This is a genomic window from Shewanella sp. KX20019 (assembly GCF_016757755.1).
In the GTDB taxonomy this organism is placed as follows: Bacteria; Pseudomonadota; Gammaproteobacteria; order Enterobacterales; family Shewanellaceae; genus Shewanella.
The window spans coordinates 4375183-4400837 of sequence record NZ_CP068437.1 but is presented as its reverse complement, the minus strand read 5'-3'; the positions used below and the strand labels follow the sequence as shown (position 1 = coordinate 4400837).

General features: G+C 44.1%; 30 protein-coding genes. 16 read left to right on the top strand and 14 right to left on the bottom strand.

The features are described from left to right. Positions 1-10: 10 nt before the first annotated feature. From JK628_RS19085 to JK628_RS19035, 11 genes are all read right to left on the bottom strand, one after another. Positions 11-286, bottom strand: coding sequence for an HPr family phosphocarrier protein (locus JK628_RS19085; RefSeq protein ID WP_202286503.1), 276 nt, complete (start codon positions 284-286; stop codon positions 11-13). Continuing rightward, entirely contained in the window at positions 273-1127 is an 855-nt protein-coding gene (gene rapZ, locus JK628_RS19080) for an RNase adapter RapZ (protein WP_202286502.1), read from the bottom strand. Before rapZ ends, JK628_RS19085 begins: the two co-directional genes overlap by 14 nt. Before the next feature lie 253 nt (positions 1128-1380). Further along, positions 1381-1824, bottom strand: coding sequence for a PTS IIA-like nitrogen regulatory protein PtsN (gene ptsN, locus JK628_RS19075; RefSeq protein ID WP_202286501.1), 444 nt, complete (start codon positions 1822-1824; stop codon positions 1381-1383). 2 nt (positions 1825-1826) lie between these two features. Beyond that, positions 1827-2114: a ribosome hibernation promoting factor gene (gene hpf / locus JK628_RS19070; protein WP_202286500.1), complete on the bottom strand. Its 288-nt coding sequence runs from the start codon at positions 2112-2114 to the stop codon at positions 1827-1829. Positions 2115-2144: 30 nt separating this feature from the next. After that, the gene (locus tag JK628_RS19065) at positions 2145-3656 is read right to left on the bottom strand and encodes an RNA polymerase factor sigma-54 (protein WP_202286499.1); all 1512 of its coding nucleotides are present in this window, start codon (positions 3654-3656) and stop codon (positions 2145-2147) included. Between the two features lie 137 nt (positions 3657-3793). Further along, positions 3794-4525 carry an LPS export ABC transporter ATP-binding protein gene (lptB, locus tag JK628_RS19060; protein ID WP_202286498.1) on the bottom strand — a complete coding sequence of 244 codons (732 nt, stop codon included), beginning with the start codon at positions 4523-4525 and terminating at the stop codon, positions 3794-3796. Then, on the bottom strand, positions 4522-5070 hold the full coding sequence (gene lptA, locus JK628_RS19055) for a lipopolysaccharide transport periplasmic protein LptA (protein ID WP_202286497.1): 549 nt from the start codon (positions 5068-5070) through the stop codon (positions 4522-4524). The genes lptB and lptA overlap by 4 nt, the downstream gene beginning before the upstream one ends. 58 nt (positions 5071-5128) lie before the next feature. Further along, complete coding sequence (gene lptC / locus JK628_RS19050; RefSeq protein WP_202286496.1) at positions 5129-5686, bottom strand: LPS export ABC transporter periplasmic protein LptC; 558 nt, start codon at positions 5684-5686, stop codon at positions 5129-5131. After that, entirely contained in the window at positions 5683-6234 is a 552-nt protein-coding gene (gene kdsC, locus JK628_RS19045) for a 3-deoxy-manno-octulosonate-8-phosphatase KdsC (protein WP_202286495.1), read from the bottom strand. The genes lptC and kdsC overlap by 4 nt, the downstream gene beginning before the upstream one ends. A gap of 1 nt (position 6235) precedes the next feature. Next, the gene (locus JK628_RS19040; RefSeq protein WP_202286494.1) at positions 6236-7213 is read right to left on the bottom strand and encodes a KpsF/GutQ family sugar-phosphate isomerase; all 978 of its coding nucleotides are present in this window, start codon (positions 7211-7213) and stop codon (positions 6236-6238) included. Positions 7214-7259: 46 nt separating this feature from the next. Continuing rightward, a complete protein-coding gene (locus JK628_RS19035; protein ID WP_202286493.1) occupies positions 7260-8219 on the bottom strand; it encodes a calcium/sodium antiporter in 960 nt (319 codons plus the stop codon). Between the two features lie 175 nt (positions 8220-8394). Between JK628_RS19035 and mlaF the strand changes: the two genes are divergently transcribed. The 11 genes from mlaF (at position 8395) to JK628_RS18980 (ending at position 17515) form a co-directional block, all read left to right on the top strand. After that, positions 8395-9207, top strand: a complete 813-nt coding sequence (gene mlaF, locus JK628_RS19030) for a phospholipid ABC transporter ATP-binding protein MlaF (protein WP_202289889.1) — start codon at positions 8395-8397, stop codon at positions 9205-9207. Then, positions 9194-9979 carry a lipid asymmetry maintenance ABC transporter permease subunit MlaE gene (mlaE, locus tag JK628_RS19025; RefSeq protein ID WP_202286492.1) on the top strand — a complete coding sequence of 262 codons (786 nt, stop codon included), beginning with the start codon at positions 9194-9196 and terminating at the stop codon, positions 9977-9979. Before mlaF ends, mlaE begins: the two co-directional genes overlap by 14 nt. A gap of 71 nt (positions 9980-10050) precedes the next feature. Then, the gene (gene mlaD, locus JK628_RS19020; protein WP_202286491.1) at positions 10051-10521 is read left to right on the top strand and encodes an outer membrane lipid asymmetry maintenance protein MlaD; all 471 of its coding nucleotides are present in this window, start codon (positions 10051-10053) and stop codon (positions 10519-10521) included. 17 nt (positions 10522-10538) lie between these two features. Further along, complete coding sequence (locus tag JK628_RS19015; RefSeq protein ID WP_202286490.1) at positions 10539-11213, top strand: MlaC/ttg2D family ABC transporter substrate-binding protein; 675 nt, start codon at positions 10539-10541, stop codon at positions 11211-11213. A 2-nt stretch (positions 11214-11215) separates the two neighbouring features. Further along, the gene (locus JK628_RS19010; protein ID WP_202286489.1) at positions 11216-11509 is read left to right on the top strand and encodes an STAS domain-containing protein; all 294 of its coding nucleotides are present in this window, start codon (positions 11216-11218) and stop codon (positions 11507-11509) included. Positions 11510-11522: 13 nt separating this feature from the next. Further along, positions 11523-11774, top strand: coding sequence for a BolA family protein (locus tag JK628_RS19005; RefSeq protein ID WP_202286488.1), 252 nt, complete (start codon positions 11523-11525; stop codon positions 11772-11774). Positions 11775-11795: 21 nt separating this feature from the next. Next, positions 11796-13058 (top strand): UDP-N-acetylglucosamine 1-carboxyvinyltransferase, encoded by a 1263-nt coding sequence (gene murA / locus JK628_RS19000; RefSeq protein ID WP_202286487.1) that lies wholly within the window; start codon positions 11796-11798, stop codon positions 13056-13058. Positions 13059-13204: 146 nt separating this feature from the next. Beyond that, positions 13205-14599 carry a sensor histidine kinase gene (locus tag JK628_RS18995; protein ID WP_202286486.1) on the top strand — a complete coding sequence of 465 codons (1395 nt, stop codon included), beginning with the start codon at positions 13205-13207 and terminating at the stop codon, positions 14597-14599. Then, positions 14599-15237, top strand: a complete 639-nt coding sequence (locus tag JK628_RS18990; protein WP_202286485.1) for a response regulator — start codon at positions 14599-14601, stop codon at positions 15235-15237. Before JK628_RS18995 ends, JK628_RS18990 begins: the two co-directional genes overlap by 1 nt. A 192-nt stretch (positions 15238-15429) precedes the next feature. After that, entirely contained in the window at positions 15430-17100 is a 1671-nt protein-coding gene (locus tag JK628_RS18985; RefSeq protein WP_202286484.1) for an Ig-like domain-containing protein, read from the top strand. Between the two features lie 226 nt (positions 17101-17326). Beyond that, positions 17327-17515 (top strand): hypothetical protein, encoded by a 189-nt coding sequence (locus JK628_RS18980; RefSeq protein WP_202286483.1) that lies wholly within the window; start codon positions 17327-17329, stop codon positions 17513-17515. A 165-nt stretch (positions 17516-17680) separates the two neighbouring features. On the opposite strand, the gene degS is transcribed toward JK628_RS18980, so the two are convergent. The 3 genes from degS to JK628_RS18965 form a co-directional block, all read right to left on the bottom strand. Then, positions 17681-18763, bottom strand: a complete 1083-nt coding sequence (gene degS / locus JK628_RS18975) for an outer membrane-stress sensor serine endopeptidase DegS (protein ID WP_202286482.1) — start codon at positions 18761-18763, stop codon at positions 17681-17683. Positions 18764-18933: 170 nt separating this feature from the next. Further along, positions 18934-20289, bottom strand: a complete 1356-nt coding sequence (locus tag JK628_RS18970; RefSeq protein ID WP_202286481.1) for a DegQ family serine endoprotease — start codon at positions 20287-20289, stop codon at positions 18934-18936. Positions 20290-20749: 460 nt separating this feature from the next. Continuing rightward, the gene (locus JK628_RS18965; RefSeq protein WP_202286480.1) at positions 20750-21091 is read right to left on the bottom strand and encodes a ZapG family protein; all 342 of its coding nucleotides are present in this window, start codon (positions 21089-21091) and stop codon (positions 20750-20752) included. A 161-nt stretch (positions 21092-21252) separates the two neighbouring features. On the opposite strand from JK628_RS18965, the gene zapE reads away from it, so the two are divergent. The 5 genes from zapE (at position 21253) to JK628_RS18940 (ending at position 25646) form a co-directional block, all read left to right on the top strand. Further along, positions 21253-22362: a cell division protein ZapE gene (zapE, locus tag JK628_RS18960; protein ID WP_202286479.1), complete on the top strand. Its 1110-nt coding sequence runs from the start codon at positions 21253-21255 to the stop codon at positions 22360-22362. A 325-nt stretch (positions 22363-22687) separates the two neighbouring features. Next, positions 22688-23119, top strand: a complete 432-nt coding sequence (gene rplM / locus JK628_RS18955; RefSeq protein ID WP_202286478.1) for a 50S ribosomal protein L13 — start codon at positions 22688-22690, stop codon at positions 23117-23119. A gap of 14 nt (positions 23120-23133) precedes the next feature. Next, positions 23134-23526: a 30S ribosomal protein S9 gene (gene rpsI / locus JK628_RS18950; RefSeq protein ID WP_202286477.1), complete on the top strand. Its 393-nt coding sequence runs from the start codon at positions 23134-23136 to the stop codon at positions 23524-23526. Positions 23527-24095: 569 nt separating this feature from the next. Next, on the top strand, positions 24096-24284 hold the full coding sequence (locus tag JK628_RS18945) for a DUF2065 domain-containing protein (protein WP_202286476.1): 189 nt from the start codon (positions 24096-24098) through the stop codon (positions 24282-24284). Positions 24285-24350: 66 nt separating this feature from the next. Then, positions 24351-25646 carry an adenylosuccinate synthase gene (locus tag JK628_RS18940; RefSeq protein WP_202286475.1) on the top strand — a complete coding sequence of 432 codons (1296 nt, stop codon included), beginning with the start codon at positions 24351-24353 and terminating at the stop codon, positions 25644-25646. Positions 25647-25655: the final 9 nt, after the last annotated feature.

Here is a 25655-nt window from a genome sequence, read left to right as displayed (position 1 = left end):
AATTTATGGACTAGCTGTCTTCGTCGAATTTTGTATTAATCAAATGACATATGGCATCTAACGCTGCCTCAGCATCAGGGCCATTGGCGAGAAGCTGTATCGATTTACCGATCCCAGTTTCTAACATTAGTAAGCCTAGTACACTTACCGCTGAAGCTTGTTTTTCACCTTGAACAATAGTGATTTCAGCATCAAATTCTGACGCCAGAACCACCAACTTTGTCGCCGCTCTAGCATGCAGTCCGAGTTTATTACAAATGGTAACTTGCCGTTCAATCGTTGGCATTTTTTAACTCGCGGTGGCTGGCGGTAACTTTATGGCGGCCTTTTTTGAAGTGTTCAGCGAGCCGTTCGGTGACATAAACAGAGCGATGTTGACCACCGGTACAGCCAATGGCAATGGTGAGGTAACTACGGTTGTTACGCTCTAAATCAGGTAACCAAGTTTCGAGTAAGTTCTCAATTTGCCAGATAAACTTATTCACCAGAGGGTGTAGGTTTAAAAACTCCTGTACTGGCTTATCAAGCCCAGTCATGGGCCGAAGCTCTGGTTCCCAATGTGGGTTTGGCAAAAATCGAACATCAAACATAAAGTCGGCTTCTGTTGGCATACCATGTTTAAAGCCAAAAGATTCAAACTTAATCATCAGTTCTTTATTTATATTGCCCAATAAAATTTCACGAACTTGGTCGTTGAGATCATAAATATTTAGATTTGAGGTATCAATATAGTGGTCAACTATTTTCGCCAGAGGTTCAAGCTGGCGGCCTTCAAGCTGAATCGCTTCTTTCAATGAAATATTGGCATGAGACAAAGGGTGCAGGCGACGGGTCTCGTTATAGCGCTTGAGTAGCACTTCATCACTAGAGTTTAAAAAGAAACTGAGTAACTCCACCCCTTCAGGCAAGTGGGTTAAATGTTTTGTCAGTTCATTCTCTTTCTCTGGCATGTTGCGGATATCAACACTAATGGCGACTAATTCTGAGTTCCCCGAAAGTTGCTCAAGCAGAGTTCCCATCATTGGCAAGGGGAGGTTATCGACGCAATAATAGCCGAGATCTTCTAGCATCCTTAGCAGTACTGATTTTCCTGAGCCTGAACGACCAGAGACTAGAACGAGTTTCATCTTTTGAATACCTGATAAAAGTTAGAATATATGTGTTATAGATGTATACGAGATGTACAATGGTATAGATTAACTTTTTTCCGGCTTAAAGCAAGAGCTTAGGCTAGTTGGAAAGAACATTTCATATTGTTGTAATATACCCATCCTACTTGAAGATGCTCTTTTCAGCATGTCGATAAGTGGCTTGGGTATAAATACTTAGGTCTTTAAATAACCCTATTATATATCGATTATTTAAGGACCTAAATATTAGCTATTGTGTGATTAAGTCATATAGCTCTGATTCACTATTGCTTTTTCTTAGCTGCTTAACGATCGCTTTGTCGTTGAGTTTTTCTGCCATCGAAGACAGTGTTGCTAAGTGTTGTTTACATTGCTCCGCAGGCACCAATAGGGCAAACAGTATATCGACCGGCTGTTTATCTATCGAGTCAAAAGAGATCGGTGTTTCACATTTTATTAATATGCCCAGTGGATGGTCAATATTAGCCAATCTCCCGTGAGGGATTGCAATACCGTTGCCTATACCTGTGCTACCCATTTTTTCGCGAGCCAACAGGCTTTCGAAAATCTCTTGTGAAGAAAGGGTTGGGTACTGGACAGCGGCAATATCGCTGATTAACTCCAGTACCTTTTTCTTACTGCCCGGTGTGGCACAGGTAGTGCATTCCGGCTGCAGGATGGTGCGTAATTCCATCGTTAGTGTTTGGTCAGCTTCTCTTTGTGTTTAATAACCTGACGATCTAATTTATCGATCAGGGAGTCTATTGCGGCGTACATGTCCGCATGTTCCGAAGTGGCAAATACTTCACCTTTTTTTAGGTGAATTCGAGCTTCGGCAATCTGTTGCATTTTTTCAACGTTCAATATGACGTGCACATTATTGATCTGATCGAAATGACGTTCAAGCTTTGTAAATTTCTCTTCAACATAACTACGTAGTGACGCAGTGATTTCAACATGATGCCCAGTAAGGTTAATTTGCATAGAAAGATTCCTCCAAGTGCCTAATTTGAGTTATAAACTCTTGCGTTGGTTTGAGGGCGGAATTAGCATTGCTTCGCGGTATTTCGCGATAGTACGTCGAGCAACTTTAATCCCTTGTTCTGCCAAAAGCTGCGCCATTTTGCTGTCGCTTAATGGTTTCTTTTGGTTTTCAGCTGCGACTAACTTCTTAATAAACGCTCTAATTGCTGTTGATGAGCACTCTCCACCGTCATCTGTGCCAACATGACTTGAGAAGAAATACTTTAATTCGAAAATACCTCTAGGGGTATGCATATACTTTTGCGTGGTCACCCTTGAAATTGTCGACTCATGCATCTCTACGGCTTCGGCAATGTCGTTGAGTACCATAGGCTTCATGGCTTCTTCACCATATTCAAAAAAGCCCTGCTGGAACTTTACAATACAGTTAGAGACTTTAAGCAGAGTTTCATTGCGACTTTCAATGCTTTTAATAAACCATTTAGCTTCTTGTAGATGACCACGAATAAATTGGCCATCGGCTTGGCTTTTGGTACTGCGAGCCATCGAAGCATAATGCTGATTGACGTTGATTTTTGGCATGTAGTCGGGGTTTAATTCCACCACCCAGCGGCCTTTCTTTTTCGCCACTGAAACGTCGGGGATGACATATTCATCTTTACTACGCGTCACCGCCAGACCCGGCCTTGGGTTCAAGGTTTGAATAAGGCTGATAGCGTCGCGCAGATCATCCTCTTTGAGCTTGGTCTTACGCATCAATTGCCTAAAGTCGCGTCCGGCAATCAAATCTAAGTAATCTTTAATGAGCAGGCGAGCATTATCTATGTGCGGGGTTGTTTCGGCATATTGAGCCAATTGGATTAGTAGACATTCACTTAGATCTCTTGCTGCAACACCGATAGGGTCAAAATGTTGCACGCGTTTGAGCACGGCTTCCACTTCATCTAGCTCGATCTCTGGATCGCCCATCGCTTCAAGAATGTCGTCACAATTCTGAGTCAAATAACCACGTTCGTCGACGGCATCAATAATCGCGGTGGCAATCGCCAGGTCATTGTCAGAGAAGGGCGTTAAATTTTTCTGCCATTCAAGGTGTTCGTACAAACCTTCAGTGGTTTCACCTTGAAAGGGCATGTCATCATCACGCATGCCACCTGAGCTGGAGTTGGAAGAAACGGTATAGACTTCATCCCAAGTGGTATCCATTGGCAGTTCATCTGGCATCGAATCTTGCGTTAATGCATCTGAGGTATCTACCGCGGCACTATCTTGTTGTGGGTCAACATCAGCGCTAGCACTGTAGTCGTTGTCGCCATCAGACTCTGAATAGCTGTCAGAATCGGTCGTGGTTCTATCTTCGTTACTGACAGGTTCGCCGTCGGATTGCTCTTCATCTAATTCAAGCAGTGGATTAGATTCTAATGCTTGCTGGATCTCTTGTTGCAGCTCCAAAGAGGACAGTTGTAGCAGGCGAATAGCCTGCTGTAACTGTGGAGTCATGGTGAGCTGCTGACCCATTTTGAGCTGGAGTGACGCTTTCATCTTACCGCTATTCCCTACACTGTAATTAAACGTTGAAGCTCGTTGACTTGAAGAAGAGAGTTTAAAGGCTCAACACTTTGATTGTATTAACATACTTTATTAGTGCTACACAATTCAATGCTCATACTGTGGATTAACTATAGCCTGAATTGTTCACCTAAGTACACAGCTCGAACTTGCTGATTGTCTAAGATTTCGGCAGGCGTGCCTTCTGCAATTAGATTTCCGTGACTTACGATATAAGCATGCTCACAAACGTCCAATGTTTCACGGACATTGTGATCGGTTATCAACACGCCTAGCCCGCGGCTTTTTAACTGCTCAATAATCTTTTTAATATCGATAACCGATATTGGATCAACCCCGGCAAAAGGTTCATCAAGTAGAATAAATTTTGGATTTGCTGCCAATGCCCGTGCTATTTCAACTCTGCGTCGTTCACCCCCTGATAACGCCATACCTTGGCTATCACGGATATGGGTGATATGAAACTCTTCGAGAAGGTTTTCCAGCTGCTCTTCACGCTGCTCGTTATCAATATCACTGCGAGTCTGTAGTACCGCCATGATGTTGTCACGCACTGAGAGCTTTCTAAAAATGCTGGCTTCTTGTGGCAAGTAGCCAATGCCTTTACGTGCTCGAAGGTGCATTGGATCTAAGGTTAAATCATCATCATCGATAAAGATTTGCCCCTTGTCACTCTGTACCAAACCAACAACCATATAAAACGTTGTGGTTTTTCCTGCACCGTTTGGACCTAATAGCCCAACAATTTGTCCTGTTTTTACCGTTAAGCTCACATCTTGAACAACGGCTCGGCTCTTATAGCTTTTTGCTAAGTTGCGGGCGGTCAGCGTTTTTTGGATCATTGCTGCTCCTGCTTTTCAATGGGCTCGACTGGCGTTTCAGGAGTCTCTTCTTGATAAGCTTCTGGTTGGATGATAGTGATGACGCGATCATCACCTTGACCGGTACTTTCTGCGACTAATTGCTGTAGTCCAATATTGTATTTAATGCGATTGCCGGTGACTTGGCTACCCTCTTGCTCCAATGTGGCGTTACCTAATAAGGTTAGTGTTCTGGTTGCCAACTCATAGCGGATCTCTTTGGCACTTGCTGTCGCAGGGCGGCCATCTTCCATTATTTGAGTATAAGTTGCAGGGTTACCTGTTGCCACGAGCGTTTTGCCTGAGCCCGCCTCTTTGGAGAAAACCCGTAATTCATCAGCGTTCATTTTAATTGAACCTTGAGTGACTTCTACCGGACCAAAAAAGATCACTTGATTGTTTTTGATATCAGCTTCTTGGCGAGCAGCGGCAATTTCGACCTTCTGCTTTAAGTCATCGACTGCAGCATAGCTACTAACGCTGAGTAGGCACAATAGACCTGCAAGTATTGTTTGGTTGTATTTCATAACGTCCTTCTACTCCGCTATTGGGTTGCTAGCATGAGTGAGTATGTTTTTTAAGTGCTTATTTAGCATCGTAGATCCCTTCGACTTCACTGAGTAACTTTACACTTTGGGCATTCAGATCAGCATAAAGGCCAGTCCCCTGGATCACAAATTCATTGCCAGTAACGTGAATGATTTCATCAGAGGTCATTATCATCGTATTGAGATCAAGTTCTAAATAGGAGGTCGACAATGTTTGGATCGGCTCCTCTGGGCTAATAGAGTCGATAATAACATTGTTTTCCAATGAGACCTTGCCGGTTAAATTATTATGACTACCCTTGGTCGCTCTTAATCGCCACTGGGCTTGACCATCATCAGGGTAGATCAAATAAACAGGATCGGTGAAGTAGGTCATACTGGCTTCTTCAAAGTGTTCCATGTGCTTGGCGGTGACCTTACTATTAACTAGGCCCGCTTCATTGTATTCAGTGCTGCGCAGGTCGTTGATGATATAGTTAGGGCGTTCGCTTACATCAATGTCTAACGTTGGATCGCTTTTCTTGGACTGCACTTGCCAATAAAGGATAAGGGCTGTACCAAATAAAGCAATAATCGCTAGCGTGACGCGATTCATATGCTCATCCCGTGAGCAGACTCAAACTTACCTTGGCTAAGCAACAGTAAATCTGTGAGCTCTCGAAGGGCGCCGTGACCCCCTTTAATGTGGGTTGTCATCAAAGCATGCTGCTTAACATAGGGGTGACCATCGGCGACACAAACCGATAAACCTACCTCTTTCATTACGGGAAGATCAACCATATCATCACCGATATAGGCAACCTCGCTTGGGCTGACATTGTAAAGTGCTAACAGCTCATTATAGGGGGCCAGCTTATTATCTACGCCTTGGTAGATATGGGTGACGCCGAGCGCGGTCATTCTATCTTCGACAATTTGCGATTTACGGCCGGTAATGATGGCCACATTGATACCGCTTGAAAGCACTGAACGCACGCCGTAACCATCGCGGGTGTGGAATGTTTTGAGCTCTTCGCCTGAGTTGCTCATATAAACTAGGCCATCGGAAAACACGCCGTCGACATCGCAAATAAGTAGTTTGATTTTGCTGGCTGCTTGCCAAACATCATCGCTTATTGGGCCATATAATCCCTGTTTAGACATGCTAAATGACTCCTGCTTTAACCATATCGAGCATGTTCAGTGCGCCGACGGGTTGTTGCTGTGAATTGATGACAATCAAACCATTAATGTTTTTTTCTTCCATCACCTTTAATGCTTCTGCAGCGAGTACATTATCGGTAATGGTGACACAACCTTTAGTCATTACATCGGCTATTGATGTAGTGCGCAGGTTAACTTCAGCATCAATCACTCGGCGCAAATCACCATCGGTAAAGATACCGACTAGGATGTTTGCTGTATCGACAATGGCGGTCATGCCTAAGCCTTTCTTAGAGATCTCGTAAAGGGCATCGGTAATACAGATATCATCTTTTACCAGTGGCAGCTCATTGCCTTTATGCATGACGTCACTGACTTTTAATAATAGCTTACGCCCTAAGCTTCCACCGGGATGCGATAGTGCAAAGTCATCTTTAGTAAACCCGCGAGCTTGCAGTAAAGCAACGGCTAATGCATCACCCATCACCAAGGTGGCAGTTGTACTTGATGTTGGCGCGAGCCCGAGTGGACAAGCCTCTTCAGGTACTTCGATACAGAGGTGTAGTTGCGCTAACTTAGCCATATTTGATTCAGGCTTGCCAGTCACCGAGATCATCGGTAACCCCATGCGTTTGATGACAGGCATCAAGGTCAAAATCTCGCTCGATTCACCGGAATTAGAGATCGCCAGTACGATATCATTTTCGCTTAACACACCTAAGTCACCGTGACTCGCTTCACCTGGATGGACAAAAAATGCAGGTGTTCCAGTGCTGGCTAGCGTGGCAGAGATTTTGTTACCAATATGACCAGATTTACCCATTCCCATCACGATAACCTTGCCAGTGCACTGCAATATTAATTGGCATGCTCGGGCAAACTCACTCGAGTTTACATATTGGTAAAGGTTGTCGAGTGCTTTTTTCTCGACATCAATGACCTTGGTTCCCCATCGGCGTAGTTGCTGTTCATCTACCATTTCTTGGTCTCTCTTTAATGTACTGCTTTATTTGTCGTATCCATCTTTAAGATAGGAAAAGTAGTACTTGGTATGCGACAAATGTAATTAGTAGAACGACGCCATGCCAAGGTTTTAGCTGCCTAGCGCGTCCGCTCAATAAGATCAGTATTGCAAGTGCACTGCTCGTTGCAAGCACCATGTAGAAATCTCTAGTGCTGGCTGCCGCATCAACGACACCAGGCGCGATAATGCCGGGTATTGCCAGTACCGCTAAAATATTAAATAAGTTTGAACCGACAATATTGCCGATGGCTAAATCATCTTCTTTTTTTAATACGCCTGCAACACAGGCTGCAAGTTCTGGGAGGCTGGTGCCCACGGCAATAATCGTCAGCCCGATGACCAGATCAGAAAGATGATAAGCCTTAGCGATACCCACAGCGCCTTGAACCATCCAATCGGCTGAAAGTGGTAATAGTATCATTCCGATGACAAGCCAAAGAATCGCTTTCTTGGTCGGAACATTTGCTGGGATCTCATTTTCCGCATCAATGGCTAATGTATCTCGATTTTTGTTCGTCAGACCATGCCAGATGAGGTAGCCCATCAATGCCAAAAAGAGCACTAATAGAGAAATGCCTTCAACTCGGGTTAAAAAACCGTCATGTAAGAAGTAACCCACAATGGCAGTGGCAGCTAACATCAACGGAATTTCACGTTTCAGTGTTTGTGAACTGACAGAAATAGCACCGAGCAGTGCGGTAATACCTAAGATAAGCGTGATGTTCGCAATATTGGAACCGAGTACATTACCGATGGCGGTATCCGTCATACCATTCATTGACGCGGTGGCTGCAACAAACATTTCTGGCGCTGAGCTGCCCATAGCAACGATGGTTAAGCCGATTAACATAGGGGGAAGGCCTAGGTTGCGCGCAAAAGCTGCGGCACCGTATACGAATTTATCGGCACTCCAGACTAAAGCACCTAAGCCAGCCACTAACAAAAATATATTAAATAACATCAATTCTAAGTATTTGGGGATATAGCCGCGTATTTTCGCTGTAATTGAAGAAAAATGAAAGTATTGAGGTGAGATAGTGTTGATTTGGTTGTACCTGAAAGGTCTATTACGTACAATTTCTACCTTTCCACTATGGAAAAATGGACGTTTCTTAATTCGAATGCAGGGCTCATGCATGACTCAAAACCATAACCCATTAGTCGAAATCCACAATATGGCCTTTAGTCGAGGCCCCCATGTTATTTATGAGGATATTAGTCTATCAATCCCTAAGGGGAAGGTTACGGCGATAATGGGCCCAAGCGGTATCGGTAAAACAACCTTACTTAAATTGATTGGTGGTCAGCTCACACCAGATCGAGGCACAGTGCTGTTTGATGGTACCGATGTGCATCAATGTAGCCGCAGCCAATTGTTTGCACTGCGTAAGCGTATGAGCATGCTTTTTCAAAGTGGTGCGCTATTTACCGACATGAATGTGTTCGATAATGTTGCGTTTGCGCTCAGAGAACACTCTGGATTGCCAGAAGCTATTATACGCCGCATCGTATTGATGAAGCTCGAGGCGGTTGGGCTGCGCGGCGCTGCGCAGTTGATGCCGACCGAGCTGTCGGGAGGGATGCAGCGTAGAGCTGCCTTGGCACGTGCAATCGCCTTGGAGCCGGAAATCATTCTCTATGATGAACCGTTTGCGGGGCAAGATCCTATCTCAATGGGTGTGTTGGTTAAATTAATTCGTGAGCTGTCTGATGCACTAAATCTAACGTCAGTGGTAGTATCCCATGATGTGCAAGAGGTGCTCGGCATTGCTGATTATGTCTATGTACTGGCAGATAAAAAAATTATCGCCCATGGCACCCCTGAAGAGCTGCGCTTGGCTGACAACCCGCAATTAAAGCAATTTATTGGCGGTGAACCCGACGGGCCGGTGCCGTTTCATTACCCGGCAGCGGAGTATAGGAAGGAGCTGCTAAGTGGGCTTGATTAATCAGATCGCAAAACTGGGCCGTGGTGTTATTGATTTTGTCGTTGGCCTTGGGCAAGCGGGAATGATGCTTTGGGGCGCGATAGCGCATCGCCCGAGATTTAGAAAAGGCATGCCGTTACTTATTAGGCAATTATATGTAATTGGCGTGCAATCTATGGTGATTATTCTAGTCTCTGGATTGTTTATTGGTATGGTGTTGGCGCTGCAAGGCTATAATATTCTTGTCGGCTTTGGCACCGAAGAGAGCCTGGGCCCCATGGTCGCCTTGAGCTTATTGCGAGAATTAGGCCCTGTTGTTACTGCATTATTATTTGCAGGGCGCGCTGGTTCTGCATTAACTGCTGAGCTTGGTTTAATGAAAAGTACCGAGCAGCTATCAAGCTTAGAGATGATGGCTATTGATCCACTCAGACAAATTATTGCACCGCGTTTTTGGGCGGGTGTGATTAGCTTACCATTGTTGGCATTGATGTTTACCGCTATTGGTATTTATGGCGGCCACATTGTTGGTGTTGAATGGAAGGGGATTGATAGTGGTGCCTTTTGGTCAATATTGCAGTCTTCAGTAGAATGGCGTCAGGATATTGTTAACTGTATTATTAAGAGCGCAATGTTTGCGGTCGTTGTGACTTGGATAGCGCTTTATCGCGGCTATCATGTAGTGCCTAATCCTGAAGGTATAAGCCGAGCAACGACTCAAACGGTCGTGCAGTCTAGCCTCGCAGTATTGGCGTTAGATTTTCTGCTGACAGCGATGATGTTTGGTAGCTAACAGCAGCTAGCAACGATGGTAATTGTGGTTAATTATTGTTTAGATTTATTGAATAGAGTGGTAAATGAGTTATGTTGACACGGAAGATTGAGGTATTAGTCGGTCTATTTTTATTGTCAGGATTGGCAGCATTTTTAATATTGGTTTTCAACGTTGCCAATGTAGAAGTTAAAGCCGGCGACAGTAGCTATACCCTACATGCTAAATTCAGTAATATTGGTGGATTGAAAGTGCGCTCACCAGTGAAAGTGGGTGGCGTTGTGGTTGGCCGTGTTAGTGCCATCAATTTAGATCCTGAAAGATTAGTACCGCTAGTTACGCTCTCTATGGATAAGCAATATAAGCACTTCCCTGAAACTAGCAGCTTGTCTATTTTGACGTCCGGTCTGTTAGGTGAGCAGTTTTTAGGCTTGTCACCTGGCTTTATGGATGACGACGTTGAGATGTTGGCTGATGGTGACAGTATTGACGATACTCATTCAGCATTAGTATTAGAGGAGTTGATCGGCCAGTTCCTCTATAGCGTAGGTTCAAAGGATTAGTGGTTGGAGTAATGGATATGTTTAACAGATTTTATCGTGTTTTTATGCTGGCTACAGTGGCTTTAATAAGCTTCAGTGCGCATGCAGTTGATGCCAGTAATAGCACTGATATAGAGATAGATAGAACCAATCCTTATACAATGGTGGAAGCGGTATCTCAAAAAACGTTTGCGCGCTTTAAGCAAGACAAGCAGCTGATTAAAGATAACCCTGACCATTTGAAAGTTATTGTTACTGAAGAGTTGATGCCGTATGTCGATTACAAATATGCATCATATAAAGTTTTGGGGCAGTACTTACGTGATACCAGCAAAGATGAGCGTACTCGCTTTGTTGATGCTTTTCGAGGTTATTTAATCTCAACATACGCTCAAGCGTTCACTGAATATACTGATCAAACGGTGCAATTCAGCCCTGAAGAAAATTTTTCCGATGAGAAGATGGTCAGGGTTAATGTTAGGATCATCGAAAAAGGGCGCCCTGAAATCAAGTTACAGTTTAGAGCTAGACGTTTAAAAGATGATACCTGGAAAGCATTTGATTTGGTTGCTGAGGGGGTTAGCTTATTATCCTCAAAGCAATCTGAGATAACTAACTTGGTGCGCCAGAAAGGCATTGAACCGGTGATAGAGATGTTAATTGAGCGCACTGCGACTCATATCGATTTAAATGCCAATGAGCAGGCCAATTAATAGTGGCAAGCTTTCAGCAGCAAGGTATTATTTGTGCGATTAGCGGCCGCTTAGATCAGGATGCCGTAATCAGTCTATGGAATGACAGACGTTGCTTATTGGATGTTGACACTGCATTTTTACAGTTATCAAACATTGAGTATTGTGACAGTGCCGGAGTGGCATTTTTACTCGAATTAGTCAGTATTTTTGCTGAAAAAGGTGCTAGTTTGAAGCTGAACTCCGCTTCAGAGCAGCTTAAGAAATTTATCGTATTATATGATTTAAACGACTTCTTTTATGAAGAAGCACAGTAAGGTGAATAGTTCCATGGAATGTAAAGATATAGAAGCTATCCTGTTAGAAGCATTATCCCTAGAAGAGGTCAAAGTGACCCAAGAAGGGACTCATTACAAGATTGTCGCTGTCGGTGAGTGTTTTGACGGTATGGGGCGCGTTAAGCAGCAACAGACTATTTATGGCCCATTAATGGCTCACATTACTAGTGGTGAATTACACGCTATTACGATTAATGCATTCACGCCAACACAATGGAAGCGTGAAAAAGTCTTTAATATGTAATTGTAGATTTAGAGAGTTAACGTGGATAAATTAAAAATTGAAGCAAGCAGCGCGCTTGCTGGCGACGTCGTTATATCGGGCGCCAAAAATGCCGCACTGCCAATATTGATGGCAGGTGTGTTAGCCGAGAGCGACTTTAATGTATCTAACGTTCCTAGTCTTAGGGATGTTAATACCAGTTGTGAATTATTGCGCTGTTTGGGTGCAGAAGTTACCCGTTCAGACGGCGATAAAGTGTGTATCTCAACCACTAACCTCAATGAGTTTTGTGCCCCTTATGAATTGGTCAAAACGATGCGTGCATCGATACTGATTTTAGGGCCTTTGCTGGCTCGATATGGTAAGGCTGATGTGTCGCTGCCTGGTGGCTGTGCTATTGGTGCTCGCCCTGTTAACTTGCATTTGCAAGGCCTAGAGCAGATGGGTGCCAAGATTGAGGTCAAAGAGGGTTATATTAAAGCCCGAGTTGATGGTCGTCTTAAAGGTGCTCATATCTTTATGGATATGGTCAGTGTTGGTGCGACTGAGAACTTGTTGATGGCCGCGGCATTAGCCGATGGCGAAACCGTTATCGAGAATGCGGCACGTGAGCCTGAAATTGTCGATTTAGCCAATTGTTTGATTGCAATGGGGGCAAACATTGACGGTGCCGGTAGTGATACTATCCGTATTCAAGGTGTTGAATCACTGCAAGGTTGTGATTACCGAGTGATGCCTGACCGTATCGAAACCGGTAGCTTTCTTGTGGCTGCAGCGGTTACTCGCGGAAAAATCCGTTGCACTAAAGCGGACCCTAAGTCGCTGGAAGCGGTATTGGCCAAGCTTGAAGATGCTGGCGCAAGCATCACTACCGGTGATGACTGGATTGAACTTGATATGCAGGGGCAGCGTCCTAAAGCTGTCAATATCAAGACGGTCGCCTACCCAGGTTTCCCTACTGATATGCAGGCGCAGTTTTGTGTGCTTAATGCGTTAGCAGAAGGCACCGCCACCATTACTGAAACCATTTTTGAGAACCGCTTTATGCACGTTCCTGAGTTGAGCCGTATGGGCGCCACAATGGAGCTAGAGGGTAACACCTGTATTATTCACGGTATTGAAAAGCTCAATGGTGCACAAGTGATGGCAACCGATTTGCGGGCGTCAGCCAGTTTAGTAATAGCGGGCCTTGTTGCTGATGGGACAACGATTGTTGATCGCATCTACCATTTAGATCGTGGTTACGAACATATAGAGCAAAAGTTTAAAGGACTTGGTGGACACGTTGAGCGAGTAAAATCATAGTCATATTAAGTTTTTTTGCTAAATAAGAACCATTTAGGCGTTATTGCTTAAATGGTTTTTTGTTTTATGAACTAGCGCAAATAAACGAGCAGCTAAATCAGAACAAGATCAACACATCGCCATCTTTACAATGTTATGTTCTCGGCATGCCTATTTTTGTCACTTTTAATATCTATCTATTCTACGGCCTAGTCTTTTTCTCTATAGGTTGCGCTGTGGTATTCCGAAATTTTAGGTATAGCCAGCTCACCGTCGCTCCTACTTTGTGGGCGCTGGCCATGTTTGGTTTTTCTCATGCTTTCCATGAGTGGTCAGAACTCTATATCATTATTTTTTCAGACCACATAGGACAGCAGTATCAACAACTGATCCAGTGGCTCCGCCTGACGAAGTTACTTTTATCCTATATAGCGTTAATGGTGTTTGCTTGGCAAATATTGAGTATCACAACCAGAAGGGTTGCTATGGTCGGCCATGGGGTCATTCTGTCGATATTAATCAGCTATCTATGGCTGCTTATTCCAGACTTGCATGATTTGGCCACTAACAGCACCGGGTTTGCTGAAGCGAGCCAATATACCCGTGTATTAATCGGTTTTGGTAGCGCCTCTTTAGCGGGAATTGGCATGGCCGTTTATGGCAATAGTTTACGGCAAGAGAAGCATCATTATGGGTTGTACTTTGTGATCAGTGGTATTGGACTACTAATATACGGCGTGCTCTCTGGACTGGTGCCGACCGAATTTCATCACAGTGTGCCCGTGTTGCGAACCTTGGCGGGGGGGTTGATTTTAGTTGCACTGTTTAAGGCGTTAAAAGTGTTTGATTTGGAAAAAGAGCAAGCAACCGCGGCCAAGCTTAAACGTGCTCTTGAGGCTGATAAATATAAAGCGATAGGTCGGTTGGCAATGGGGGTGGCGCACGAAATCAATAACCCATTGGCCTCCTCTACACTCGCGCTAGATCTTTGGCAGCGGAAGAACCCTAAACACTTTAGTTCTGAAGAGGACTACTTGAATCGAGCTAGATTGGGTATTGAGCGCGCTTCATCTATCAGTAAAGAGTTGTTGAGCTATGCTCGTCCCTCCACTGGTAGGCGCGGTAACGTCGCGATTGAAGAGATATTAAATGGCGCTGTAAAGTTGTTGGCTCACCGCTGTAAGCAGAATGAGATTCAGTTGAATTGTGCTGCCCATATTTGTCTCTATGGTGAAAAAATTAAATTGGAAGAGTTAATCATCAACTTACTCTGTAATGCGCTAGATGCATCGCAGCCTCGGCAAAGAATAACGGTTGATGTTACCGAGGTTGATACTCGTGTCATTATCACAGTCAAAGATGGCGGCTGTGGTATGAGTAAAGAGGCGTTAGCTCGTGCTACAGAGCTGTTTTACTCCAGTAAACCGGTCGGTAAAGGCACTGGGTTAGGTTTGGCTATTTGTGAGCAAATTACATCATTACATCATGGGAAAATGAATATCGTGAGTGAGTTAGATAAAGGTACCACTGTAGAGTTAGTCTTTTATCGGGAGCACTGCTAATGATCTCTATTCTATTGGCCGAAGATGATAACGAGCTTAAGCGTAACATGGTTGAACTGCTTGAGCTTGAAGGTTACCGGGTAACGGCCGTGGCGAGTGCAGAAGATGCAATCGCTGAAAGTGAGCTGCAACACTTTGATATAGCGCTGTTAGATCTACTGATGTCGGGCATGACTGGGGTCGAAGCGATATCGAATTTACGTCATCATCAACCCTTTATTGCTATCGTGATTATTACCGCTTACGCCACCGTAGACACCGCCGTAGATGCGATGAAAAAGGGGGCTGACAGTGTAATGACTAAACCCTTTAAGAGTGAGGAGCTCATCGTCACCATTAAACGTAGCTTGGCGGAAAAGCAGATGCTTAAAAGTCGCGCTGACCTAGACCCAGATTTAGTTTATAGCGCCCTTGCGAATCCATATCGACGTAAGGCGCTAAAAATACTGGCGGCCCATCAAGCCTTGAAATTTATGGATTTGTGTCGTCTAGTCGAAATTGGCGATCATACTAAGTTTAACTTTCATCTGCGTCAGTTAAAAAAGGCGGGTCTAGTCATGCAAAATGAGAAGAAGATCTACATTTTGACAAATACTGGCCAGTTTGTTTTACAACATCACAACTTGTCGCAAGATTAAACTTTGTTAATAAACAATAGGTTAGGTGTTGGTTGATAACAATAGTTCACAAGTTATCAATTCTAGTGAACTCTGGTTATCTATCTCTTTAGTAGTAACTCTTCAATACTTGCTCCATGTCCATAGAGGCTATCAATCGCCAAACAGATTTATCTCGGCGATATGAAAATGAGCAATGTTGAGGATGAATGTATGAACGCACAAATTCCATGTAAAAAGCTACTACTAGCCAGTATGATCACCATGTTGGTTGCCTGTGGTAGCGATAATGATGATACCACCCCACCGGTTGAGAATACGCCACCTGTCGCCGTTGCTGATGCCGCCAACGTGTTAGCATCAGCAGTCGTGACTATCGATGTATTGGCAAACGATACCGATAGCGACGGTGATTCGCTATCGATTGTCTCTGTTGATTCAGACAGCGCTGTTATTAAAGATGGCAAGGTTGACTTTACCGCAGGCAGCGATGCCGGTGAGGTGAAGTTTAACTACACCATCACAGATGGTACTGATGAAGCCTCTGCTGAAGTGACAGTCACGGTTGAAGCACTACCTGAGCCAGAGGTTCTCGCTTATGTCGGTTCGGCAGCCTGCGCAACGTGCCACAGTGGCAAGCATGAATCTTTTGTTAAGACGGGTCATAACTTTAAGATTATGAAAAACCCAGGGAATGAGGCTCCAGTATTCCCTTATACCCCAGCAGAAACCATTGTAGGTGCCATTGATTTATTGGTTGATTCAACAGCGAATAATACCTTAGGAGCACCAAAGAGTTATGACGAAGTTACATATACCGTCGGTGGTTACGGTTGGAAAATGCGCTGGCTAGATAAAGATGGCTACATCGTTACTGGTGAAAATGTGCAATACAACGTTCGTAATGGTAAAGGTGAGCTGAATATTCCGGATAATCACCCAACAGATCCTGATGTAATGGGTAATTATAAAACGACTGAGTATGACTATAAATACAGCTGTGGTAATTGTCATACAACGGGTTGGAAGCGTACTACCGACGTAGCCGGTGGCGACAGTCGTAACCCATTACGTCAAGATGATCTTCCTGGCATGAATGGTACCTTTGCAGAGCAAGGCGTTCAGTGTGAATCTTGCCATGGTGCGGGTAGTTTCCATGTTAAGTCTCCTTCAAAAGAGAATATCACTAAGATCGCTACTGCACGTACTACCGATGATTTCTTAGCCGAAGATATGGCTTACGGTAAGGCCGTTACTTGTGCCGAATGTCATACACGTGATGGTGAGAAAGATTATCCATCGTTTGTCAGCCATTACAACGACGCTTTCCCTGAAGGAAGCAAAGTCGGTGGCCGTATCATCTCTAGTGGCGGTTTATCAAAGCATCACCAGACGGGCGATGAGATATTAGGTGTAGTTCCTGAAGATCATGGCACTTATAAGGCGGGTGAGGAAATTGGTCCTAAGAGTGGCATGGCGTGTACTACTTGTCATGACTCTCACAAGTCAACCTTGAATCAAGATAGTGCTGATGGCCTACATATGGGTGCAGTTAAAGAGTGTACTTCTTGCCATACAGGTGAGTACAAGAAAGAGTTTGCGGAAAATACACATGCAGCATCTTTCCACGAAGCAGCGGAATGTACCACTTGTCATATGCCTAAGCTTGCTAAGAGCGCGGTGACTCACCTAGGTAAAGATGATACAACGGTATTCGGTGACGTGAAGTCTCACTTATTCACTATTGACTTAGACCCAGCAGCGAAGCAGTTCACTGAGGATGGTAAGTTCCAAATGCCTTGGTCCACTGCCCAGTTCTCATGTGGTGAGTGTCATGCTGATTATGCTGATAGAGCAGCTGCACTACCTAAAATCCATAAGTAGTCACTAAGCTTTAATCTCATTTTATCCCTGCTCCGCAGCCGCTCTATCTCATCATTAGAGCGGCTTTTTTATGTCTTTAACTTCCTGCTTATTAGATCCCTGCTTACCAGAGCAATATAAATAAAGCTTAATGTAGCGGAGCGTACTTTAGTTACTGGTTTTTGCTATGGTTAACATCTGGAGCTGCAATGAGCTCTATATTGGACTATTAAAAGGGAGTTGATAGATGAAATTATGGCAAAGGATGGGGTTACTCATATTGTTGCTATCTGCCGCATTAACCTGTTACACCGTTGGTTTTGCATCTGGGGCTATAGGGCTACTGCTCTCAGGCGTCATATTAGAGATAACATTTTGGTTTGGCTTACTGTGCACAAAGCCGCAGTCGTTACCCAAATCGACAACCGTTAATTGAACATACTTGCACTTTAGTTATACCCATTAGAGTAAGTATGTAGTTAATGTCAGTGGGAATTAAGAGCCTGAATGGATCTGACCTAGGCAGATATCTAATGAGATTGTAGATAGTAAAAAGCCTGCATTTAGCAGGCTTTTAATTGGTAGAACAGGCTAGCTGCTCCTAATTGTAGTGCACTGGCTTCTCATCCATTATCACTGTTACATCGTAAGACTTACCTTCGCGAATAATAGTGATCTTAACTTCCTTACCTGGGGTTGTTTCAGCAATTCTATCCATCAACATTGCAACCCCAGGTATTGCTTCACCTTCATAGTGAGTTATCACGTCACGTTTCTGCAGTTGTGCTCTTGCTGCTGGACCATCTGGATCGACACTGGTAATCAGTACACCAGTCAAATCTGGGATATTGAGAATTTGAGCCATTACAGGGCCAACGGCTTCACCACCAATCCCTAAAGCACCACGAATAACGCGCCCATCTTTAATCAATTTACCCATAATGCTGTGGGCTAGTTTGATTGGAATGGCGAAGCTAATACCGTGAGTACCACTCTCTGTACCAATCTGAAAAGCAGCGGTGTTAATACCGACTAATTGACCGGTAGTATCAATGAGCGCACCACCTGAATTCCCCGCATTAATTGCGGCATCTGTTTGAAGAAAGTCTAAGTAACCAGAGCTCAGGCCATTGCGGCCGGTTGCACTAATAATACCTTGAGTAATGGTTTGCCCCAAATTGTAAGGGTTGCCAATGGCTAAAACGACATCACCAACTCTGGCGGGAACGTCGAGACCTAGCGGCACGATAGGGAGGTTATCTCCTTCAACTTTCAATACTGCTAAATCGGTTTCGGGATCGCTGCCGACCACTTCAGAGGTAAATCTACGACCATCTTGCAGCGCAACAACAATTGCGTCGGCTTGTTTAATGACATGGTAGTTGGTAAGAATATAACCCTCTGTACTCATGATCACGCCAGAGCCTAGCCCTTGCAGAGAGCTGGCTTTAAGTGGTTTTCTTTGATCAATACTGAGGCTATAAATATTCACAACGGCAGGCCCGGCTCGGCGTACTGCGGTTGCAAAAGATAATTCGTTACTGCTGGTTACCGCACGGCTCATTAAGCCATTAGTGAGGCTTTGCCCGGTAATTAAAGGCATCACAATAATGATAACCGCAGCCATGATAAGGCCAAATGCTATGGCTTTACCGACATATATAAGAGTGTCTTTAATCATCATGCCTGAGAGTAAATACTGAAAGATGAACTAGATTAACATGTTTATCCCCATCCTACCTGAAAATGCAGGATTCAGTGGGATGGGGATATATTAAACACGCATAAGAAAGCACCTTGGCTCGAAAAAATAGCCGAGTGCATTACTCGGCTATTTAACTTGAGTTGCTGTGTTTAGCGAAGGACCAAATATATGCTGGTGTTGTCTCGCTGTATTTTTAACGCGACAGAGTCTTTTTGATCTCCAAGCACAGACTTAAGTGATTTTAAGTTTTTCACCTTGGTGCGGTTCACACCAATAATCACATCTCCCTTTATCAAGCCGCTTGCAGCGGCTGGTGAGCCTTGGGCCACATCGGTAATCGTCACACCTGAACCACTAGCATTTTCAAGTTTTGCGCCTTGCAACATCGGGTGAACAGCTCCCGCCGTGGCTTGTGCAGTTTGTGTTGATTCACCCAGTGTCGCGGTAACTGACTCTTCTTCACCATCACGGATTAGCCCAAATTCAACTTTACTACCTGCACCCATCGTAGCGACTTTCGCGCGTAGTTCTTGAAAACTCTTAATCTTGCGGCCATTAACACTGACAATAATGTCGCCGACTTTAATGCCTGCTTTATCTGCGGCACTGTCTGGCATGACTTCATTAATAAAGCCACCGTGTTGGGTTTCAATGCCAAAGCCCTTTGCCAGTTCGCTGGTAAGGTCTTGGCCTAATACGCCCAGTACGCCGCGACGCACTTCACCATGTTCAATAATCTGATCAACTAGGTTGTTGACCATGTTTGATGGAATAGCAAAACCGATACCGACGTTACCGCCACCGGGGGCCACAATGGCAGTGTTGATCCCAATAAGATCGCCGTTCAAGTTAACTAATGCCCCGCCAGAATTACCACTATTAATCGCGGCATCGGTTTGAATAAAGTTCTCTAGCATCTCAATACCTAGACCGCTTCGCCCCATCGCACTGACAATCCCTGATGTGACGGTTTGCCCTAGACCAAAGGGGTTACCAATAGCGACGGCAAAGTCACCGACTCGCAGCTCGTCAGAGTCAGCCCGCTTAACAGCTGTTAGGTTTTTAGCTTCGATTTGCAATAGGGCGATATCAGACTCAGCGTCGATACCAATGAGCTTGGCTTCAATTTCACGGCCATCGGATAGTCCGATAAGAATTTCGTCGGCACCTTCAATAACATGGTTGTTGGTAACAATATATCCCTCTTTGGCATCGATGATGACGCCAGAACCTAGCCCTTTAAACGGACGTTCCTGCACCTGTTCCCTTGGCGCGTTAGGGCCAAAGAAATAGCGAAATGCGTCAGGGACTTTTTGCTTTGAGATATGTGTGCCTGAAACGGCTACAGCGACGACTGCTGGAGTCGTTTTTTGTAGCATCGGCGCTAAGCTAGGTAAGGTTTCACCGCCGACCGAAAGAGGAATGGCCGCCTGAGATACAATGGGAGCTAGCGTCAAGGTTGCGCCTAAAAGGGCTGCTGAAAGTAGGGATAATTTAGTCTTCATTTATACGTTGCTCCAATATCGTCAATATCAATGCATGGCTGTTCAATGTTTGCCTTGAAGAAAGGCGATTACCATGCAGATCATATAATCTGTTTTATATCATTCGTTATTGAGTCGGACTCAAGCGAGTATCAAAAAGTTCATCATTATTAACAAAGGTTAATTTATCGATACATTACCCTTATTGGTTCACATTGATGCAACCTTTTTAGTATATACCCACCCTGCCTGAATATGCAGGATTCAGTGGGAATTTAATGGGCTTTAATCAAGACATTGATTACCACTAATGGTCGTTCCCTTAGTAAAATCAATAACACAGAGTAAAGCCCATTAAAACCCATCGCAGAAGGCGTTGTGCAAGCCCACTTCGTTGTTGCATTAATTTAAAAGGGAATAACCATTTCTACGTTAATGCGCCTAGAATTGAACTGGCACAACGCCTCTGAAACGAGCAGCTTCAAGTAGGATGGGTATAGGTATTATCTTCAGTTGCGCTGAGGTTATCTAGTGGCGCGATATCAGCTAGATGATTTTCGGTCGTAGAAGAGGTTAATAAGCTCGCTGAAGTATTCCATTGCTGGTTAACCTTATTGACGAGGTTGGTGAGTTCAGTCAGCTGTTTATGATGATCATCAAAGTGATCAACCACCTCTTGCTTATATTGACTCAGCTCAAGTTGTGTTTGCTCTAACTGCTGCTTTTGATTTTTATCTTGGTGTTTTCTCGTTAAAACACTATGCCCAACGTACCCAAAAACGCTACCTATAACAAAGGCGGCAAAGGTTAATGCCCATTCCATACTGACTCCAATGACTACTTTAATAAGAGAGATGCAGCCAAATATACATTGCGACATTCGGCCGTGGTACTATTTACTGCAATAGTTTAATTATAATTAATCGACAAACAGCTTAAAGTGGCTGATTTGTGTTTGTCCCCTACCTATAGAGAATGATTTACGTGTCGCATTTAACGCCTTGGCAGCATTATCAACAAGATTTAACTCGAGATGACTTTTCCTATGACGTTGCGCAAGAGGAAGCGGTAAAGCAACTACAGCGGGTTTATGATGACCTGACCGCACTCAACAGCCAAGGGCGTAGTACCAGTAAGCTATTTTCTCTGTTTGGGAAAAAATCAAAGCGAAGTGTGCAAGGGCTCTATTTATGGGGCGGTGTTGGTCGTGGTAAGACGTATCTAATGGATACCTTCTTTGATTCCATTGCAGGTGATAAAAAGCTGCGGGCGCACTTTCATCGATTTATGCACCAGTTGCATATTGATTTGGCTCAACTACAAGGGCAACGCGATCCGCTGGTTATTATCGCTAAAAAAATGGCGACACAGTATCAGGTTATCTGCTTTGACGAATTCTTTGTCTCTGACATTACCGATGCCATGCTGTTGGGCTCATTGTTTGAATCCCTATTTGCGGAAGGGGTCGCACTAGTGGCGACGTCTAACATCATCCCAGATGAGCTGTATCGTAATGGTTTGCAACGGGCTCGGTTCTTACCTGCGATAGCGGCAATCAATCAACATTGTGACATTTTAAATGTCGACTCAGGAGTCGATTACCGATTAAGAACACTTGAACAGGCTGAGATCTATCATTCGCCATTAGATGATAAGGCAGAACAAAATCTACAAGAGTACTTTGCCAAATTAGCTCCGGAATCTGAAGTCTCAAAAGAGGGCGTGGTCATTGATGGTCGGGTTATTGAGATCCGTCAACAAGCCCAAGGGGTGTTGTTAATTGATTTTAGAGCATTATGCGATGGTCCGCGCAGCCAGCGAGACTACATGGAGGTCGCGAGACTCTATCACACGGTGCTGCTGAGTCACGTTGAGCAGATGGGTGAGCATTTAACCGGTGACGACATCGCGCGTCGATTCTTAGCCATGGTGGATGAGTTTTATGAGCGTAACGTTAAATTAATTATTTCATCGGCTGTCTCTTTAGAGGATATCTATACTGAAGGCTTACTGAATTTTGAGTTTAGACGTTGTCGCTCGAGATTGACTGAAATGCAGTCCCACGATTATTTAGCCTTAGAGCATTTACCTTAAGTTCAAAGATAAACCGCTGCTGCTTTTTAGTCAGTTGGTTTGCTCTCAAGCGGGCTGTTGGCCGCTGTTATTAGAGCATCTGAGGGTAAACGATAGCGTTGATAGAGCAAATGTTTAAAAAGAGATAGAAATTTATCTAAAAATTAGGTGATTTTTAACCCATCTTTGTCTATAATCCGCCACCTGCCCTCGTTATCCACCACTCTAGGTGGAAGTTGTAAAGCCTAATTCTTTGCTCGAAGGGGCGGGGAAAGGCATTTTTTGTGTTTTTGCCAATAGTGGCATTAGCATGTGAGACAGAATTTTAACATTGGGTTTTTGTAAAATGAAGACTACTTTTACTGCTACACCAGAAACAGTCACTCGTGATTGGTTCGTCGTTGACGCCGAAGGTAAAACTTTGGGTCGTATCGCTACTGAAATTGCTACTCGCCTACGCGGTAAGCATAAGCCAGAGTATACGCCTCATGTAGATACTGGTGACTACATCATCGTTATTAACGCTGAGAAAGTTACAGTGACTGGAAACAAAGCTAAAGGCAAAGTTTACTATTCACACTCTGGTTTCATCGGTGGCATTAAGCAGATTACTTTTGAGAAGCTGCAAGATCATAAGCCTGAAATGATTATTGAGAAAGCAGTTAAGGGTATGCTACCTAAAGGTCCTTTGGGCCGTGCCATGTTCCGTAAGCTTAAAGTTTACGCTGGTACAGAGCATAACCACGCTGCACAACAACCTCAAGTTCTTGATATCTAAACGGGATTATAGCAATGGCTGCAACTCAATACTACGGCACTGGCCGTCGCAAAACATCTACAGCTCGCGTATTCGCTAAAGTTGGTACTGGTAACATCACTGTTAACAAACTACCTCTAGACGAATATTTCGGTCGTGAAACTTCTCGTATGGTTGTTCGTCAGCCACTAGAGCTAGTTGAAATGACTGATAAGTTAGACATCAATGTAACAGTTAAGGGCGGTGGTAACACTGGACAAGCTGGTGCAATTCGTCACGGTATTACTCGTGCGTTGATGGAACTTGACGAGTCTCTACGTCCTTCTCTACGTGCTGCTGGTTTCGTTACCCGTGATGCTCGTAAAGTTGAGCGTAAGAAAGTTGGTCTACGTAAAGCACGTCGTAAGCCACAATTCTCAAAGCGTTAATTTTCGCTTTCAGAGTTCAAAAAACCCAGCTATATGCTGGGTTTTTTATTGGCTAAAATTCACCTTTCAGCTTCATTGTCTACCAAACCAAACCAAACCAAACCAAACCAAACCAAACCAAACCAAACCAAACCAAACCAAACCAAACCAAACCAAATGCAGCCTAGCTGTTGTCATTTCTTCGCAGTACTTGTGGATAGGCAGGTGGAAAGCCTTTAAAGGTGTCTTAAGCCGTTTTTAAGCCGGAAAATGCTAGTAGAGGACAATCTAGTAGCGCCTAACAAATTATCTGTTTTTAGTATCACCAAGATGGCTTTTAGGGCATTGCCTTATGTTTACCGTCTAGCGCTTATCCGATTAGAGGCTGGGTTATGTAAGTGAGAGCTCCCTATAAAGTAAATTTCTATAAACCTTGGGTTGAGTGACATATTTATTGTCAGTGTCACTTGTTGTAGTGACGAGATAGAATATGATGAGCTCAACAGGTTAATGGGTGCAAATACTACTCTCGTCTCTAGAAAATAATGACGTTAACCATCACTACTGTTCGGTATAGGAGATACATTGTTATGTCTTTTGAGTTAATCATGCTTTCGTTGGGTTTAGTGTTAATAATTGAAGGAATTGGTCCTCTTTTGTTTCCAAATCGTTGGCGAGCGTATTTAAAAGAAATTTCCAATCAAAATCAGCAGCTTTTGCAACGTTTAGGTGGTTCTTTAGTCACTGTCGGAGTGGTTATATTGATTATTTTTTCATAAAATACTTGCCTACCGCCCCTATAGATCTGCTAAAATCCCGTTTTAACCACTACCGTGCAGCAAATAATGGGCAAAAACGTTGTAGTTCTCGGCACCCAATGGGGTGACGAAGGAAAGGGTAAGATAGTCGATCTTCTTACCGAACAGGCTAAATATGTCGTTCGTTACCAAGGTGGCCACAATGCGGGTCATACTCTTGTTATCGATGGCGACAAGACCGTTCTTCATCTTATTCCATCAGGGATCTTACGTGATAATGTAAAATGCATTATTGGTAACGGCGTGGTGCTTGCACCTGACGCACTGATGACAGAAATTAACATGCTTAAAGAGCGTGGCGTACCTGTAGAGGAACGTTTATTAATTTCTGAAGCATGTCCTCTAATTCTTCCATTCCATTGTGCATTAGATATGGCTCGCGAAAAAGCGCGTGGCAATAAAGCTATTGGCACAACGGGTCGTGGAATTGGTCCAGCATATGAAGATAAAGTATCACGCCGCGGCTTACGTGTAGGCGATCTGTTTAATGCAGAATTGTTTGCCGAGAAGTTGAAGGAAGTGATGGCTTATCACAACTTTATGTTGACCGAATACTACAAGTGCGAAGCAGTTGATTATGAAGAGACATTGAAAGATGCTCTTGGAATTGCTGATTACTTGAAGAGTATGTGCACTGACGTTTCTGAGCTTCTTGATCAGGCACGTAAAGCTGGTGAACCAATTCTATTCGAAGGTGCTCAAGGCACGTTACTCGATATTGACCATGGTACTTATCCATTTGTAACCTCTTCTAACACCACCGCAGGTGGCGTTGCAACAGGTTCAGGATTTGGTCCTCGTCATCTTGACTACGTTTTGGGTATTATGAAGGCATACACCACGCGTGTTGGTGCAGGTCCTTTCCCTACGGAATTGGAAAACGAAATTGGTGACTACTTAGGTACTAAGGGTCACGAGTTTGGTGCGACTACCGGTCGTAAGCGTCGTCCAGGTTGGCTAGATATTGTCGCGATGAAGCGTGCAGTTCAAATCAACAGCGTTAGCGGCTTCTGCCTGACTAAGCTAGATGTTCTAGATGGTCTTAAAGAAGTGAAAATTTGTGTTGGCTACCAGTATCCTGATGGAACTGTGGCTACTACAACTCCGCTAGCAGCAGAAGGCTATGAGCAGGTCACGCCTGTTTTAGAAACCTTACCTGGTTGGAGTGAGACAACATTTGGCGCGACATCTGTAGAGCAACTGCCTCCGGCAGCGATTAACTACATTAAGCGTTTAGAAGAGTTGTTAGAAACGCCGATTGATATTATCTCAACGGGTCCGGATAGAAACGAGACCATGATTCTGGTGAATCCGTTTAGTTAATAAGAAGAG

What these genes read in the sequence shown, in the direction of transcription:
- JK628_RS19085 (WP_202286503.1), bottom strand. Translation starts at nt 286, where the DNA reads ATGCCAACGATTGAACGGCAAGTTACCATTTGTAATAAACTCGGACTG.
- rapZ (WP_202286502.1), bottom strand. Translation starts at nt 1,127, where the DNA reads ATGAAACTCGTTCTAGTCTCTGGTCGTTCAGGCTCAGGAAAATCAGTA.
- ptsN (WP_202286501.1), bottom strand. Translation starts at nt 1,824, where the DNA reads ATGGAATTACGCACCATCCTGCAGCCGGAATGCACTACCTGTGCCACA.
- hpf (WP_202286500.1), bottom strand. Translation starts at nt 2,114, where the DNA reads ATGCAAATTAACCTTACTGGGCATCATGTTGAAATCACTGCGTCACTA.
- JK628_RS19065 (WP_202286499.1), bottom strand. Translation starts at nt 3,656, where the DNA reads ATGAAAGCGTCACTCCAGCTCAAAATGGGTCAGCAGCTCACCATGACT.
- lptB (WP_202286498.1), bottom strand. Translation starts at nt 4,525, where the DNA reads ATGATCCAAAAAACGCTGACCGCCCGCAACTTAGCAAAAAGCTATAAG.
- lptA (WP_202286497.1), bottom strand. Translation starts at nt 5,070, where the DNA reads ATGAAATACAACCAAACAATACTTGCAGGTCTATTGTGCCTACTCAGC.
- lptC (WP_202286496.1), bottom strand. Translation starts at nt 5,686, where the DNA reads ATGAATCGCGTCACGCTAGCGATTATTGCTTTATTTGGTACAGCCCTT.
- kdsC (WP_202286495.1), bottom strand. Translation starts at nt 6,234, where the DNA reads ATGTCTAAACAGGGATTATATGGCCCAATAAGCGATGATGTTTGGCAA.
- JK628_RS19040 (WP_202286494.1), bottom strand. Translation starts at nt 7,213, where the DNA reads ATGGTAGATGAACAGCAACTACGCCGATGGGGAACCAAGGTCATTGAT.
- JK628_RS19035 (WP_202286493.1), bottom strand. Translation starts at nt 8,219, where the DNA reads ATGTTATTTAATATATTTTTGTTAGTGGCTGGCTTAGGTGCTTTAGTC.
- mlaF (WP_202289889.1), top strand. Translation starts at nt 8,395, where the DNA reads ATGACTCAAAACCATAACCCATTAGTCGAAATCCACAATATGGCCTTT.
- mlaD (WP_202286491.1), top strand. Translation starts at nt 10,051, where the DNA reads ATGTTGACACGGAAGATTGAGGTATTAGTCGGTCTATTTTTATTGTCA.
- JK628_RS19015 (WP_202286490.1), top strand. Translation starts at nt 10,539, where the DNA reads ATGTTTAACAGATTTTATCGTGTTTTTATGCTGGCTACAGTGGCTTTA.
- JK628_RS19005 (WP_202286488.1), top strand. Translation starts at nt 11,523, where the DNA reads ATGGAATGTAAAGATATAGAAGCTATCCTGTTAGAAGCATTATCCCTA.
- JK628_RS18995 (WP_202286486.1), top strand. Translation starts at nt 13,205, where the DNA reads ATGCCTATTTTTGTCACTTTTAATATCTATCTATTCTACGGCCTAGTC.
- JK628_RS18990 (WP_202286485.1), top strand. Translation starts at nt 14,599, where the DNA reads ATGATCTCTATTCTATTGGCCGAAGATGATAACGAGCTTAAGCGTAAC.
- JK628_RS18985 (WP_202286484.1), top strand. Translation starts at nt 15,430, where the DNA reads ATGAACGCACAAATTCCATGTAAAAAGCTACTACTAGCCAGTATGATC.
- JK628_RS18980 (WP_202286483.1), top strand. Translation starts at nt 17,327, where the DNA reads ATGAAATTATGGCAAAGGATGGGGTTACTCATATTGTTGCTATCTGCC.
- degS (WP_202286482.1), bottom strand. Translation starts at nt 18,763, where the DNA reads ATGATGATTAAAGACACTCTTATATATGTCGGTAAAGCCATAGCATTT.
- JK628_RS18970 (WP_202286481.1), bottom strand. Translation starts at nt 20,289, where the DNA reads ATGAAGACTAAATTATCCCTACTTTCAGCAGCCCTTTTAGGCGCAACC.
- JK628_RS18965 (WP_202286480.1), bottom strand. Translation starts at nt 21,091, where the DNA reads ATGGAATGGGCATTAACCTTTGCCGCCTTTGTTATAGGTAGCGTTTTT.
- rplM (WP_202286478.1), top strand. Translation starts at nt 22,688, where the DNA reads ATGAAGACTACTTTTACTGCTACACCAGAAACAGTCACTCGTGATTGG.
- rpsI (WP_202286477.1), top strand. Translation starts at nt 23,134, where the DNA reads ATGGCTGCAACTCAATACTACGGCACTGGCCGTCGCAAAACATCTACA.
- JK628_RS18945 (WP_202286476.1), top strand. Translation starts at nt 24,096, where the DNA reads ATGTCTTTTGAGTTAATCATGCTTTCGTTGGGTTTAGTGTTAATAATT.
- JK628_RS18940 (WP_202286475.1), top strand. Translation starts at nt 24,351, where the DNA reads ATGGGCAAAAACGTTGTAGTTCTCGGCACCCAATGGGGTGACGAAGGA.